Annotated in this window: 13 protein-coding genes; 7 read left to right on the forward strand and 6 right to left on the reverse strand. The window is 45.0% G+C overall.

All coding sequences use genetic code 11. The annotated features are described in order from the left end of the window. Nucleotides 1-1,815: 1,815 nt before the first annotated feature. From NC796_RS15670 to NC796_RS15695, 6 genes are all read left to right on the forward strand, one after another. Entirely contained in the window at nt 1,816-2,685 is an 870-nt protein-coding gene (locus tag NC796_RS15670; RefSeq protein WP_310685728.1) for an AraC family transcriptional regulator, read from the forward strand. Nucleotides 2,686-3,031: 346 nt separating this feature from the next. Further along, nucleotides 3,032-4,426, forward strand: a complete 1,395-nt coding sequence (locus NC796_RS15675) for an alkyl/aryl-sulfatase (RefSeq protein WP_310685729.1) — start codon at nt 3,032-3,034, stop codon at nt 4,424-4,426. 35 nt (nt 4,427-4,461) lie between these two features. After that, nucleotides 4,462-5,328, forward strand: coding sequence for an SDR family oxidoreductase (locus tag NC796_RS15680; RefSeq protein ID WP_310685730.1), 867 nt, complete (start codon nt 4,462-4,464; stop codon nt 5,326-5,328). A 1,155-nt stretch (nt 5,329-6,483) separates the two neighbouring features. Continuing rightward, a complete protein-coding gene (locus tag NC796_RS15685; protein WP_310685731.1) occupies nt 6,484-7,263 on the forward strand; it encodes a hypothetical protein in 780 nt (259 codons plus the stop codon). A 441-nt stretch (nt 7,264-7,704) separates the two neighbouring features. Further along, nucleotides 7,705-9,123, forward strand: coding sequence for an NAD-dependent malic enzyme (locus tag NC796_RS15690; RefSeq protein ID WP_310685732.1), 1,419 nt, complete (start codon nt 7,705-7,707; stop codon nt 9,121-9,123). A 117-nt stretch (nt 9,124-9,240) separates the two neighbouring features. Further along, the gene (locus NC796_RS15695; protein WP_409070386.1) at nt 9,241-10,026 is read left to right on the forward strand and encodes a DUF1080 domain-containing protein; all 786 of its coding nucleotides are present in this window, start codon (nt 9,241-9,243) and stop codon (nt 10,024-10,026) included. A gap of 245 nt (nt 10,027-10,271) precedes the next feature. On the opposite strand, the gene NC796_RS15700 is transcribed toward NC796_RS15695, so the two are convergent. The 6 genes from NC796_RS15700 to tatA form a co-directional block, all read right to left on the reverse strand. After that, entirely contained in the window at nt 10,272-11,087 is an 816-nt protein-coding gene (locus NC796_RS15700) for an SMP-30/gluconolactonase/LRE family protein (RefSeq protein ID WP_310685735.1), read from the reverse strand. Nucleotides 11,088-11,405: 318 nt separating this feature from the next. Next, on the reverse strand, nt 11,406-11,777 hold the full coding sequence (locus NC796_RS15705) for a DUF805 domain-containing protein (RefSeq protein WP_310685737.1): 372 nt from the start codon (nt 11,775-11,777) through the stop codon (nt 11,406-11,408). A 58-nt stretch (nt 11,778-11,835) separates the two neighbouring features. Then, entirely contained in the window at nt 11,836-12,825 is a 990-nt protein-coding gene (locus NC796_RS15710; RefSeq protein ID WP_310685738.1) for a M28 family peptidase, read from the reverse strand. Next, nucleotides 12,815-13,585, reverse strand: coding sequence for an SDR family NAD(P)-dependent oxidoreductase (locus NC796_RS15715; protein WP_310685740.1), 771 nt, complete (start codon nt 13,583-13,585; stop codon nt 12,815-12,817). Before NC796_RS15715 ends, NC796_RS15710 begins: the two co-directional genes overlap by 11 nt. A gap of 2 nt (nt 13,586-13,587) precedes the next feature. Beyond that, complete coding sequence (locus NC796_RS15720) at nt 13,588-15,135, reverse strand: amidase family protein (protein WP_310685742.1); 1,548 nt, start codon at nt 15,133-15,135, stop codon at nt 13,588-13,590. A 10-nt stretch (nt 15,136-15,145) separates the two neighbouring features. After that, nucleotides 15,146-15,385, reverse strand: a complete 240-nt coding sequence (tatA, locus tag NC796_RS15725) for a twin-arginine translocase TatA/TatE family subunit (RefSeq protein WP_310685744.1) — start codon at nt 15,383-15,385, stop codon at nt 15,146-15,148. Between the two features lie 194 nt (nt 15,386-15,579). Between tatA and NC796_RS15730 the strand changes: the two genes are divergently transcribed. Beyond that, complete coding sequence (locus tag NC796_RS15730; protein ID WP_310685746.1) at nt 15,580-15,834, forward strand: DUF2795 domain-containing protein; 255 nt, start codon at nt 15,580-15,582, stop codon at nt 15,832-15,834. Nucleotides 15,835-15,905: the final 71 nt, after the last annotated feature.

The following is a 15,905-nucleotide window of genomic DNA, read 5'->3' on the forward strand; positions in this document are numbered from 1 at the left end:
AAGAAGCTCAAAGATATAGTAAAACCGCAGTATTCTCCGGCCTTCGAAATTTTTGTTGACCAGAGTGACCAGAGCCGGAGCGTTAAGAAACCATTTCTGTTTGAGATCCGCGCCTTCCAGCGGAGCGTCTCCGACTACCGGCGGATTGAGTTAAATGGTTTTATCCCGACCGCTGTCGGGAGTAGGGAACGCAACAAAAATTTCACCCGCCGGCGACGTTTTTGGTGGACAGTTCTTTAGTCCGCCCACCGGCGGATTCTCGTCGTTCAAAAAATGAACAGCTACAAAAGCTCTTTTATTTACAGACAAACCAGGATTCTAGCAAATTCTTAACCCGAACTCACGTTAATTTACCAAATAACCTGATCTTAGCCTCCGCCTTCTTCTCGCTGGCACACTGCTATGGCAGTCGACAGATCAAAGATTACACACTATTTTCTTTGCCAACCAATACAACCAGGCGACGAGAGCATAAAAATATTGAATTCTCCCTTTTGGGGGGAAGGCTCAGGTCGCCTACCCGCGTTTTCTTGAGAAAATGACGAATAACCTATCTGTAGTGTAAAGAAATCATTGTTGCCTGAGATCCGCGTTTGTTACGGAGCGTATCCGACCACCGGCGGATTTTTATCACTAAAAAATGAATACTTTACATCGATGAAGCCTCCTGGTTGTTCTTTCGAGCCAATTCCCTGTCGGAGGTGTTCATTTTGGCTTGGCCCAAATCCGAAGGGGTTCGGAACCAGCAGTGCTGGACTAAAAACCCTCCCGAAAACTTTCGGGATAACTCCTCGGTGCTGATATCGATCGGGCCGCTGGTTTTATTACCAGCCAGCACCTCGTCAGACAGAAAGGCTTCGAAAATTCATCTTATGCTATAAAACACAGAGTTCTAATAAACTGGAGTAGTTATTACTCACCGGCAAAAGGAAAAATTTAAATGTTATCCAATATAATTCCTTGTTCTGCCCCCTTCCGCCCTACGGAGGGGCTAGGAGTATATCATGGAGGCCCGGACCAAGCTCCAAAATACAAATGGTCTCCGTTCGGGGAGCCTAAATGCGACTCTTACCGTCACCTGACTGGGGCAAAATAACCCAAACGGCCGCATGCCAGCACTCCCGCCATGCGGCCCAATCGTTATAAGACAATGATCACTATGGTGATACAGCTTACATCACCATGGTAATATAACTTACATCACCAAGGTGATATAGGTCACATCACTATGGTGATAAGACTCATATTACTATAGTGATCTTTTTAACGGCAATGGGAATACCGAACAAACAACTGACACCAGCCGCTCCCTGCTTCTTGAGTGTCCATTTACCGTTGCTTCTCCTCAACTGCTGATCACAGGGGCAAACCTGCCCTGTCCCACCCTATTTGCTGAATCGTCTGGAATATTATATCACAGTGTTATATCAAACCGTTTGATATAATATCAGCGTATAATATCCCTTTTTGGGGCTCGTCCACTATAATGGCACTCAAACACACTTGAAGATAACAGCATTATTCGGTAGGCTCTTTGATATAATTATAAGTTATGCCGCATACGCGAGTCAATAGGTTTTTAATACTTGCAGTCGTTGGTGATTGCAATTTACGATAATACACTTTAATAAATATATTAGGAGAATACAGGTGACTATGATATTGCGGATGACTGCAGATTAATATGTATTGATTCATTTATAAGATCTTTCCGTGTTTATTGGCAGATTCTACGGTATCCGGGTTCCGTCCGGAAGGGGAAGAAATCAAGGGCTGCTTGTTATTCTTTTTCGGCCTAACCATATTAAGTATGCGATGCAATCAATTAACGAAATATATTTTCAGAAAGAGGAAGACCCATCACTGGAATTTGAAATAATTCCCCTTGAGGATTTTTTCGTCCAACATTCAAACCTGGCCCAAAAGCCCCACCAACTTAGTTTTTACCAGCTCATATTTATCACTAGTGGAGAGGGAGAACATGAGATCGATTTTCAGAGATTAACCTATAAACCGGGGACACTCATCCCGGCGGCCGTCCACCAGGTTCAAAAATTTTATCCCGATCCCAACACTACGGGATACATGCTGCTGTTTACTCCGCATTTTTTGCTGGATGAATTAAAATCGGTTCCGCTCTATTCAGAACTGCTTATTTTCAGCTCTCTCATCTCTCCAGTTACTATCAACGGCAGCCCATCTGAAAGTTCGGTTTTATCAGATATTGTGTACAGGATACACCAGGATTACACCATCCAATCCGATGTAATTGAGGAGGAGATCTTACGGTCTGAGTTAAAAATTTTGCTGTTAAAAGCCGAGCAAATAAAAAGAAGGCAATCGTCAATAGAAAACAATGTTGCGTTTGCACTGCTGAGTGATTTTAGAAAAGAAATAGAAAATCACATTGAAGAACGACCATCCGTACAAACATGCTGCCGCAGGATGGGTGTTTCTGAAAAAAGACTGAATAGTGAGCTTAAAGAATATACCGGAAAGACAGCGAAAGAGATCATCGATGAAAGGATAACCCTGGAGATTAAACGCCTGTTATCATATACCGACAAGTATGTGAAAGAAATAGCTTATCACCTCGGGTTTAATGATCCTTCTAATCTAACAACGTTTTTTAAAAAACATACCGATTCTACTCCAAAAGAGTTCAGGGAGTCTTACCGCCACTAAACTGCGCATATTCACCATTCTTTCTCACTTTTCTACATTTCCCCTAATCACCTTGCTTGGTAGTTTAGATGGAGTAATAAGAGTTCTTTTACCGGTTAACAAATTTTTTAGCCATCTATTTGGTTAATCCAGAATCAATCCACCTGTCCTCCTTCTCCAAGGAGGAACTCACTGATGAAAAAAAATGCTCCCAAAAGGATTAATGAGCATTCAAGAAATCCCTCTTGGAGAAGAGGGATTTAGGGAGATTGATCTTCCGACACAATAAAATAGGATTACTTTCTACCGGTAAACGCATTAGTAAGAAGTTAGTCTACCCAAACATTCAAAACCAAACAGTACTGCGATGAGACAATCAACCTTTTCCACACCGATAGCATATGCATTGACCCTATCTTTCTTCCTCTTTGTATCCGGTATATTTGGGAAGAGCCATGCACAGCAAACCAAGGCGACAGAACTCCTCAAATCCCGAAATGCTGAATTTCAAAAAGATATTGTTCATGTAACAGACAACGTGTATACCTCTGTGGGACATACTGTATCAACAGTCTCTATGATTGTTGGAACTGATGGCGTCATTATCATTGATACCGGAATGTCCACATCAGCGGCCGAGGAAATTCTCTCAGAATTTCGCAATATCAGCCAAAAGCCGATAAAGGGTATTATCTATACTCACGGCCACGGCGACCATACCGGGGGAGCTAGTATTTTTGCCAAAGAGGACGATCCGGAAATCTGGGCACGCGACAACATCAAGCAGGAATCAGAGACGTTGAAGGAAGCTGGATTGACGATTCAAGCTATTCGTGGTGCTCGCCAGGGTGGATTTAAACTGCCACCCGAACAGCGGATAAATAATGGGATTGCGCCTGCTGTATATCCAAATCGGGGCGGAGAAGCCTTTGAAGGCGGTTCCGGGTATCTCCCACCAACCCATACGTTTTCCACAAACAGAGAAGTGGTAGAAATTGCGGGTGTCCAACTGGAATTGGTGGCTGCAGGGGGTGAAACCTATGATCAATTATATGTGTGGTACCCAGAGGGAAAAGTAGTTTTTTCAGGAGATAACTTTTATAAATCATGGCCCAATCTGTATGCCATTCGCGGAGTTCCCTATCGGGATGTCCTTGACTGGGCGGATGCAACCGACAGGATGTTGAAGGAGGGCCCGGAATACCTGGTACCAGGACATACCCGTCCGGTACTTGGCGAGCAAGAAGTGACCCGACTCCTCACGGACTACAGGGATGCCATAAGGTTTGTTTTTGATAAAACCATCGAAGGGATGAATAAAGGGCTAACACCGGATGAACTGGTCGATTACGTGCAACTTCCTGAGGAGTTGGCATCAAAAGACTACCTGCGGGAATACTACGGGAATATTGAATGGGGGGTGCGCTCTATTTTTACGGGATACCTGGGGTGGTTCAATGGAAATCCAACAGAACTGTTCTCGTTGCATCCGGCCGATGAGGCTGCAAAGATGGCAGATTTAGCAGGCGGCCAGCAACAGCTTCTGGTTAAAGCCCAACAAGCTCTGAAAGAGGGGGAATATCAATGGGCGGCACAGCTAAGCGACCATTTGATTGCTCTTGATAAGGATGCCAAAGAGCCGAAGCTCATTAAAGCTAATGCATTGACCGAATTGGCCAATGAGTTGCTTACGGCAACCGGCCGGAATTATTACCTGACAGTAGCCCGGGAATTGCGACAGGAAGCCCAAAGTACCCAGTAGGCATAACCCAAACTCCATCTTAAAAGAGGCTTAAAATGAAGATAAATGTAACAGCGGCAACCGGACAACTGGGGACTAAAGCAGTACACGTATTACTGGAGCAGGGAGTGGCAGCAGATGATATTGTTGTGAGCGTGCGTAGTCCACAAAAAGCAGACGAGTTTGCACAGAAAGGCATTACGGTTCGTCATGCCGATTATGACAAACCTGATACACTCACATCAGCTTTTCGTGACACCGACATATTATTGCTGATACCCAGTTCGGCTCCTGTTGAACCACGGATTATGCAACATCACTATGCATTGGAAGCTGCTGAGCTGGCTGGAGTTAACCGCATTGTATTTGCCAGTTTTATGGCGGCAACTCCAACCTCTAAGTTTCTAATCGCTCCGTTCCTGCTGTATGCCGAGTCTCGACTCAGACTCAGTGGCCTGGATTGGACAATATTGCGCGACGGCATGTATCTTGATCCTGTGGCTGACTGGATCCCTGATCTAATAAAAATGGGGCGTTTGCCCTATCCCGTCAAAAATGGACGAGTGGCCTATATCTCAAGAGATGATATCGCCAGGTCACTGGCTGCTGCAGTAATTGAAACAGGACACTCGGAAAAATTATACAAACTAACAGGTACCGAAGCGATATCCATGCCTGAGCTTGCCAAAATCATTTCTCGTGTTACCGGCAAAAAAATAGTCTATGATCACGTGACGGAGATGGAGTTTGCCGATCTTTGCCGCAAGGACGATATTCCCGAAGAAGCAATTGAAGTGCTCAACTCCATGTACAGGGCCGTCGATAACGGGGAGTTTGACCAGGTTACCGACCATGTTAAACTGTTAACCGGAACGCCCCCTAAAACTGTGGAGCATTACATTGGTTGCGTTATAGACGAATAAAACTTCTTGCCTCAATAATTTATGATAAATTTGGGGATTAACTTCAAACCCAATACGGTAATTTCTCATTTTAAGCCCTGACCTTGTACGATCCACTTTTCAAGTGAGTTGTACCTGAATGGGCACTATTTGGTGTAAGATGGAGTACACCGTGGAGGTGTACCCCATCGCCACAATTATAATAATGCAGTCTATTTTAGACTGAATGAACATCTCGCAATTATAAACGGTGAATGATAAAGTTTTGAAAACATCTGGAAAATTCATTTTTAAAGAGATTCGATATAAACACTTATTGCTCCACACCCCATATGCTTGGTCCCATCGTCCCTCTCAGATATACGGCGGCAGAGTGCGAGGAAGCATCAGATAGGCTTCCACCGCATTCCCTGCCTACGTTAAAATTTCAGCGGAGAGGCGGACGAAGCAAGAAAATTGCGTACAGCAGTTCGTAACAGTGTTTATCTAGAACTGACGTTAAATAGACAAAAATGTTGATATGAAAAATCAACATACTGACTGGTTTAAAATTATTCAGCATTGGGTACTTAGTGGTGGTACTGGCTATTCGCTTCTATTTCTTGTCAGGGTAAGACTAATTAAAGGAAGCAAGGACTGAGGCATCGATCGATGATGCAGAGAAAATTCTAGATGAGATATTTGATCCTCAAACACTAACGGATACTCTCCAACTTACTTAGTGTCAACACCTAGACGTATCGGTATTTGGTTTAAACCAAGTTGAAATTAATGGGATAACAATCATTAGGGAGCAAACTCAATTACCGACGGTAGTCGTGTGTGACGATATCGTAGAACTCTGGAGAGACTCTTCCGGTCAATTGATTTCGGAATTGCTTGATTATTCCCGTCAACCAATACAAGAGGGGCACCTCTTCCGAGGAAATGGCTCTTGGGTCCCAATGCCCGAAGAGGTACAGCAACGAATCAAAAAATTTTTTAGAAACGAACAAGTAATAAGTTCGAAAATACGGCATAACCACGGCATCAAGCGGACGCAACTCGCCCTGGCCTTGCTTGAGTTGAAGATTTAAGCTACAATGTAATTCATCAACATTTTCAGTGAGCGTATTGCGCTGCTTATCCCGAAGGCCGTTATACCAAAAGAAGTCGGGGAATCAATTTTGCTAAATTATGAACTCTTACAAATTCGAATTCCATCTTACTAAAACATGTCCCATAGATCTATCAGGAAGAAAAATTCGATATAATGGCAATACGTACAATATTGAACTTCCTGCCAATAAAAGAGAAATAACTATATATCCAGTAGAAGGTGATTCACACGAAACTGCAGAAATACTTGCAAGAGATATTGTAAACTTATTTTTGACTAAAATTTTTAGTCGAATCCAGTATGGACCAATAGTTCAACCAGTTTATGGATGGAGTGACCTAGATAATCCTACCTCAAAAGCACAAGTTGTAAAAGTTCCTAAACCATCTTGGTTTACAGGCGATACAAGAATTGGAAAGAAGTTAAGTCTTTCAGATGATCTCATAGGTGCAGCTCATATGAGGGCAGGTGACTTAGCTACTGGACCTTTTGATTCATTCAGAAATTATTACCTGGCAGTTGACTCAATCGGCAAAAGAGTGAGAGGGAAAGGAAACGATAGCACTGTTATAAGTGATACACTTCAATTGGTAGTATGCAAAACAAAAATTAAATCCTTATCAAAGTTATTGAAGGAAGTGGAAATTCCTCAGGGGGTTAAATTGAAACAAGATGAAATTAAGAATATTGAAACAGTTCTCTACAAAGCTTTCCGATGTGCACTAATGCATAGTGGGAAAAAATCAGACCTTACTCCTTTTAATTCTAAAGATGAACGACAAGTAAATTCTGCATTAAGATTGATGCGTGGAACTGCTTGGCAGTATGTTAGGTACGAGAGAACAAAATTGATTTGATTAATTGAACTCAACTTTGGGTATAACCTATATATGGCCTCCAAAGTCAACAGGCAATAGCTCTCCACCGCATGAATTTCCTCACTTTTCTGAATTCGATCTCCTCTTCCGGTGGTATCCCATTGCAGGCAGTGTTCGACGATGGTTGTCCCAACGGGGAGAAGCGAACGCAGTGACAATGTACTCCGCTTTAGGCTAAGAAGCACTCCTTCGCGTAAAGCTTCGGTGTGTAAACCTTGTGTCTACGAAGCCTTGTGCGTAGTAGTAGCGGTGACTTTTGGCCAGCGGATTTGTTCACACAAAAGAAATTCCCTTACCTTGGAAACCAGCTGTTTCTTATTAGGATGCCTCCAACACTCGATAAGTTTTTTTACTATCCTCACTTTATATCCTTTACATTTCAAGTAATTAAAACTCAAAAATAACGGGAGCGATTTCTTCATGAGTGATATCCAGCCGAGTGTTAGCTACAGTTTTACCATGCGTTTGTATATAGAAAACAAGCCAGGGATGCTTGCAAAAGTATTGAACGTCATTGCTGATAAAAAAGGGGATCCGGGCGCTGTTGATGTCGTGAAAGTAGAGGGCAACTACAAAGTACGCGACCTCACCGTAAGTGCGCGAGACGAAGAGCATTCGGAAGACATTGTTCAGGCCATCAAAAAAATTGAGGGTATCAAGGTTCGCAATGTCTCCGACAGGGTCTTTCTACTCCACCTGGGCGGTAAAATTCGCATCGAAAACAAAGTGCCTGTCAATACCCGTGACGCTCTCTCCATGGCCTACACGCCGGGCGTGGGACGTGTTTGCCAGGCGATTGCAGAAGATGAAGAAAAAGCCCATACGCTGACAATCAAGCAAAATTCGGTAGCCGTGGTCAGTGATGGCTCTGCTGTGCTGGGGCTCGGAAATATCGGGCCCAAAGCGGCCATGCCCGTGATGGAGGGAAAGGCGATGCTCTTCAAAGAGTTTGCTGATGTCGATGCCTACCCGATCTGCCTGGACAGCCAGGATGTCGATGAAGTGGTTAGGGCCGTAGAATTGATATCACCGGGATTCGGCGGAGTGAACCTGGAGGACATCAGTGCCCCGCGATGCTTTGAAATTGAACAGCGGTTAAAGGAGTCGCTGGATATTCCTGTTTTTCATGACGACCAGCATGGCACCGCCGTGGTAGCAATGGCCGCTACTATAAATGCTCTGAAAGTAGTTGGAAAACAGCTGAGCGATATCCGTGTGGTGATTGTGGGAGCCGGTGCCGCAGGAGTAGCAATAGCCCGGATATTGAAGAATGCCGGTACAGGAACAATTCTCTGCACGGACAGTACCGGCATCATCAATCGCGATCGTCTGTCTGAGCTGAATGAGAGCAAAAAATGGTTGGCAGAAAACACCAATCCTGATAATCTCGGGGGGTCCCTACTAGAGGCCACCTCTGGAGCTGATTTAATAATCGGTGTCAGCGGTCCGGGCATCATACCGAAAGAAGCTGTTAAGGTGATGGCGGACGATCCAATTGTATTTGCACTGGCCAATCCCGAACCAGAAATCAGGCCGGAAAAGATCACTGATATTGCCCGTATCATCGCTACCGGGCGCAGTGATTATCCCAACCAAATTAACAATGTGTTGGCCTTCCCCGGTTTATTTCGTGGTGCCCTCGATGCCCGCGCTTCCGACATCAATGAAAAGATGAAGCTGGCAGCCGCGCACGCCATTGCCGAACAGATTGATGATAATGACCTTAGTGAGGAGTATATCGTTCCCAGTGTGTTCAACAAAAAAGTGGTACGAAGGGTATCTCGTGCAGTTAAAGAGGCTGCTTTTGAAAGTGGTGTCGCACGCCGCCCAAGACCATAAATTGGCGCTGATCATGTGTGATTTATAATCACCTTCCCTGCCCTTTTGCTGGTCGTAGACGTACAGTTTAAAACCGAGAACGATTCAACAAATAACAATTACGAACTTTCAAACATGATGAAGCATTTGAAAAACCTGTTACTTCTTGCCATTACTATGATCCTCATTTCCTGTACCTCTAAAACAGTAGAAACCGAGGAGTGGCAGCCATTATTCAATGGTAAAGACCTCAGTGGCTGGATCCCAAAATTTCATCATCACGAAACAGGTGTCAATTATGCCAACACATTCCGCGTTGTAGATGGGGCCATCCAGGTGAACTATGATGACTACGATCAATTCGAAGAGCGTTACGGTCACCTTTTTTATGAGGAGCCGTTCTCTTCCTATCATTTGAAGTTTGAATACCGGTTTACCGACCAATGGATGGAAGATGCGCCCAGCTACACCTATCGCAATAGCGGGGTGATGTTTCATTCACAGGCTCCCCAGACCATCCTGAAAGAACAGGACTGGCCGATCTCAGTGGAGTACCAGATGCTTGCTGAAGCTGAAGAAGGCGAATCCCGCCCGACGGGCAATATGTGTTCTCCGGGAACCGAAGTGTTTTACCAGGGTGAGATGGATCCCAGGCACTGCATTAGCTCCTCTTCTGATACCTATAAGTGGGATCAATGGGTCCAGGCCGACCTGATTGTGCATAGTGACTCCCTGGTGATTCACAAAGTGAACGGGGAAAAAGTACTGGAATACACCAAACCCCAGATTGGTGGAGGCGTGGCCAACCGCTATGATCCTGAGATCAAAGTGGATGGAAAGCTTTTAAAAGAGGGTTATATCGGGTTGCAAGCCGAGGGCCAAGGTGTGGAATTCAGGAATATCAAGATCAAGGAGTTAAACTAGCTGTTCTCACAAAATACTTCTTTAGGATTGAGGAATAGAGGGCTTTGCAGAACCTAATGTTTTTTGGAAGATGATTTTACTACCGACCTTTCAGTCATGTTAAACGGGAATGCGACCCTCTTTGAACGGTGTTTTAAATGTTTTTGCAAAGCCCTCAAATAGTAATAATAGTTGTATTACCCATCTACGGGAGCATATTATCATCTTATCGATTACTCTGATATCGCAGACTATCGGCCTATAACTTATCTTCCCTGCACCTTCATATCGAGAGTATAAACAGCAGTACTGGCTGTAATAAACAGCATCTGCCGATTAACGCCTCCAAAAGTGACATTGGCAGTCCATCCCTGAGGTACCGGGATATGCTCAATTTGTTTTCCGTTTTTATCGAATACCGTAACACCATTGCCCGTCAAATACACATTCCCCTGGTTGTCGATCGTCATCCCGTCGGACCCTATATCGGTAAACAGCTTTCTGTTTGAGAGCTGGGCATCGGAGGAATTGATGGAATAGGAATACGTCTTCTTATCACCTATATCAGCAACATACAACGTTTTCCCGTCAGGGGTTCCTATAATTCCATTGGGCTTAACCAGGTTATCTGCAACAATCTTAATTTCTTCCCTGTCGGGCGTTAGGTAATAGACTCGCTCCTCTTCGATATCTTTTTCCGTTCGCTCCCAGTAGTCGCGCGGGTAAAATGGATCGGTAAAATAAACCCCGCCCTTCGGATCGACCCACAGGTCATTCGGCCCATTCAGTCTCTGACCCTGGAAGTTGTCAAACAGCACTCTCACCTCTTTCTCTGGGCTGATGCTCCACATCTCCCCTTTGGCATCGGCACAGGTCAGCAGGTTACCACTGTGATCAAAGTACATGCCGTTCGAGCGGCCGGACTCATCCATGAAGAGCGTCAGATTCCCGTCAATGCCATACTTCCAGATATCGTTGTTGGGCTGGTCGGTAAAATAGACATTGCCATCACTGTCTGCTGCCGGCCCCTCGGTAAATGAAAAGCGGTTGGATACCAGCGTAAGCTCGGCATTGTCGGCCACTACAGGACTGTCTTGGGCGTACAGTGTATGAGTAAAAAATAAGAGAAAGCATACAGAGAGTAAGAAACAAAATCGATAGATATTTTTACCTGGGGTAGTGTTCATTTCTTCTAAGGGCATTTCAATTGACAGAGATATTGGTTTAATGGAATTAAATACGAATCAAAATTATTGCTCCACTACATCCGTATTCGTAGTATTATTTCTAAAATTCTGCAGTGAAAAGCAAAGAGGATGAAAGGCTTAAAAACTGAATACAACTCAACAATTCAGTTCAATAGACCTTAGACTTTAGACTTTCGACATTAAAACTTGTTTTTACCCATCCGCCCCTTTCGGGCTCATGCCATACTTGTTTTCCCCGGAATCACCATCAATAGCCATCATTATTAATAGTACAATAGCCCCAAAAAATGGAATTAACCCAATCAACATGAACCAGGCACTCAACCCAAGGTCATGAAGCCTCCTGACCATAACAGCAACTCCGGGAATAAAAAGGGCCAGCGCATAAAGAATATACAATGGGCCGTATCCGACCCCTCCAAAAGCCAGGCCGAGGATGTTATCCAGTATGGCGGCTGATAACGAGAAAATCATATTGAGCAGGAAAAACATCCAGTATTCTCTCCTGTGGGCTCTTCCGTTAAAGTTGGCATAATTCTGTAAAACTTTTAAGTACCAGTACATGATGCTCTTAATTCCCAGTTAATTTGACTTATCCCCCATCCACCCCATTTTCCCAAGATCAGATTCGGTTGTAAATCAATTCGGCCAGGACCTCTCCAACAGAATCCAGGGTTTCCCGGCTAATGATCTCCATATTGTCTTTATGGGTGTGCCAGTAGGGAGCAAATTTAACCGTCGATCCTGTGCCGGGTTCATGCCTGATGATGTCTATAGTTGGAATTCTTAAAATGCGGTTAATAACCACGTGGTCGTCAGAAATGGCCACCCCTTCCCTGTTGATGAAGGTGTCAGAGTATCCCTTGCCGTCAGCAATCTGCCAAATTTCGTTAACAAGCGCAGGCGCAAAACGGAGTGAATTGAGTTCTTTGGGAAACTGGGCATTTTCTCCACCCACCATATCCAGCAAAATGCCAAATCGTGGGCTGTAGTTTTGCACAGGTGGATTATTAGCCCAATAGCGGGATCCCAGGAAGTAGCGATCCATCTGTCCCTTTTTTCCATAATCTTCCCCGTCAAAAAGAACGATATCGACACCTATGGATGGTGGGTTTTCTTCAAGCATTCTAGCAAGTTCCAGTAAAACGCCGACACCACTTCCTCCATCATCAGCTCCAAGTATAGGTTTGTTCGGTTCATTCGGGTCCTCATCCGCACGTGGTCGTGTATCCCAGTGCGCACAAAGCATAATTCGGTCGCTGGCAGTAGGATTAAACGCAGCAATTATGTTGGTAAGATTCAGCGTATCCCCTTCATAACCCTGGTGAGTAAAGTGCTGGGCAAACACGTTGCGCTCTCCGGCTGTTTCTGCCAGCTTCCCAATCAGGTAAGCCTTGGTAAGCTTGTGGCCTTTTGAACCAGGATACCTCGGCCCGAAATCCACCTGCTGCTGGATGTAATGGTAGGCACTGTCGGCGTTGAAGCTTGGAACCTCCCGGCCCTGCTTCTCAAAATTTAGTCGCTCTGTTGAATTGGTGTCTGCACAACCCGTTAGTACTGCAGGCCCACAAAGCAGAATTAACCCAAAATATGTTAAAAGCCTATTCATCATCGCGATAAATCATCGTGGCAGATGACTGGTTGACCGCATAGATTACCGTATCGATGATGTTGACATGGCGTGGTCGATTGGCCACAAACACAATGATTTCAGCAATATCCTGGGGCGTTAGCGGCTGCATGCCTTCATAGACCTCATCGGCCCTCTCCTCATCTCCCTTGAACCGGACTTTACTGAACTCAGTCTCTACTGCTCCAGGTGAGACCATACTAACGCGAACCGATGTGCCGTGCAAATCTTTCTTGGTGGCTTCTGTAATCGCTTTAACCGCATGCTTGGTAGCGCAATAGACCGAGCCACCGGCATACCCGGTATGCGATGCTGTAGAGCCAAGATTAATGATGTGGCCGCGGTCCCGTTCTTTCATCTTCTCAGAAATGAGGCGGGTCATAGAAAGCAGGCCCTTGACGTTGGTATCGATCATCGTATCCCAGTCTTCAAAGTTTGCCTCATAGACGGGATCTTTACCAAGTGCAAGTCCGGCATTGTTTACCAGTATATCGATAGGCTGTTCAAGAGAATCGACAAAATCACGACAGGCGTCGCGATCGCGGATGTCGAAGCTGTTGGTCTGCACCTGTATGGGATAGGTTTCCTCAAGCTCCTTTTTCAGCTCCGCCAGGCGATCCTCCCTGCGACCGGTGAGGACCAAGTTGCTTTCCAGCTCCCCGAACTCCCAGGCGGTGGCTTTGCCTATTCCTGCTGTTGCCCCGGTTATTACAACCCAGTTCCCTTTGACGCGATTCTTCAAAACTATATGGTTTCAACTTCGGATTGTCGTTCAATAAGTCGGGCAGCATTCAGCAGCTTCCCTTCTTCAAACGTATCCGCCATAAATTGAAGCCCGTAGGGAAGTCCATTGGAATGCGTCCCGGCCGGTACATTGATGCCACAAATTCCAGCCAGGTTGGCCGTAATGGTATAAACATCATTAAGATACATCTGGAGTGGATCGTCAGTTTTGGAACCGATATCAAAAGCGGTGGTTGGGGCCGTTGGAGAGACGATGACATCCACATCCTCAAATGCTTTGGTAAAATCTTCTTTGATAAGTCGACGTACTTTTTGGGCTTTACCATAGTAGGCGTCATAATAACCTGCACTGAGCACATAGGTGCCGAGCATAATGCGACGCTTCACTTCGGTGCCAAATCCTTCTGTTCGACTTTTCTTGTAGAGACGAATCAGAGAAGAATCGACCTCTTCGAGTTCTTTGCCGAGGGTTACTTTTTTATCCCCGGTAGCGAGTTCCATTTGTTCTTTAATGGCTGCCTTCTCTTTCTTGAGCTCCTCTTTTACGTCACGGATATTAGCACGATGCCCATATCGAATGCCATCATACCGGGCCAGATTACTGGATGCCTCGGCCGTAGCAAGAATATAATACGTGGCAATGCCGTATTTCATATGTGGCAGATGGATCGGCACGAGCTCTACGCCCTCCTGCTCCAGTGCAGAAAGCCTGCTTTCAATGCCTTCCCGGATCTCTGCATCCAGGCCTTCGCCAAAATACTCTTCGGGAACACCTATTTTAATGTTAGACTGTGGTTCCTTAACATATGAGCTGTAATCCGGCACTGCACGACTGGAAGAGGTATTGTCATTGGGGTCATACCCAGAAATCACCTCCAGCATTTCTGCAGCATCTTCAACGGTATTAGTCAGCGGCCCGATGCAATCGAAAGAGGAAGCATAGGCCACCAATCCATAGCGTGAAACCCGCCCGTAGGTCGGCTTAAGTCCCACAACGCCGCAATAAGAAGCGGGCTGCCGGATTGAACCACCGGTATCAGATCCGAGCGTAGCTGCACTAAATTCGGCTGCTACCGCCGCGGCACTTCCGCCGGATGATCCGCCGGGCACCTTGCTGGTATCGTGGGGATTGCGAGCCGGGCCAAAAATGGTGTTCTCATTGGATGAGCCCATGGCGAACTCATCCATATTGAGTCGACCCAGCAGGACAGCATCTTCCTCTTTGAGGCGTTCAATGACCGTGGCATCATAAATACTTTCAAAATTTGAAAGTATATTCGAGGCACACGTCGTCTGCTTGTCCTTCTCGCAAATAAGATCTTTGATACCGATAACTGCGCCCGCCAACTTGCCGGCTTCGCTGTTATCTATTTTCCCCTGGATGCGTTCGGCGTCAGCCAGGGCCTGGTCAACATCAAGAGTAACGACCGCATTAATGTCGGAGTTATTCTGCTCGATATTGTCTGCATAATGGCGTACAACGTCCTGAAGTGAAATCTCTCCGGTTTTGACAGCCTTCCGGATGTCAGTAATACTTCTAAAATTCAATGGCTAAATCTTAATTTTCAGTTTGTTTCTGCGGTTGGCCCTGATTTTTTTCCTGCGGTTGGGTTTGGGAGTCAAATGATTCCTTTTCACCCTCTTCAATCTCCTTCTTAATTTGATCAGAAGCCTTTCGGAATTCATTTATTCCCTGTCCAATTCCACGAGCGAGTTCAGGAATCTTCTTTGCTCCGAAAAACAACAAAATAACAAGCAGGATCACAAGGATCTCAGTTCCGCCTAATCCACCTAGCATAATATTCCTCTTTTAAATTTGTTTTAGTATGAAACAACTAAAGATAACAAAACTTTTTTACACCTTTCAGTTGACTATTAAAAATATTTCACTCTTTATTAAAGAAAAGACTTGAATTTTATTGCATAATCCTTTTTATAAGGTGCTTTGGAACTTATAACACACTAAATAAACCAACAAGAAGTAAATTAGACATGATCTGGACTGTAGAATTAGCAGCAGCTTTAGATGACGCACCATTTCCGGCAACACGTGAAGAACTGATTGAATGGGCAGAACGCAATGGCTTGCAACAACAGGTAATTGATAACCTGTATGAACTGGATGAAATAGAGGAAGGCGAAGATATGGTGTATGAAGGCATCGAGGACATCTGGCCGGACTATATCCGTAAAGAAGATTTCTTCCACAATGAGGAAGACGAAGGCTTCGATTATGATGATGTATAGATATTGATCTATAAACATTCGGTTTATTCCATATCTTTACGGCGGTTGTTCCGGTCACGGGACAGCCGTTT

Origin of the sequence: Aliifodinibius sp. S!AR15-10 (genome assembly GCF_031569985.1) — a bacterium.
In the GTDB taxonomy this organism is placed as follows: domain Bacteria; phylum Bacteroidota; class Rhodothermia; order Balneolales; family Balneolaceae; genus JAMQKA01.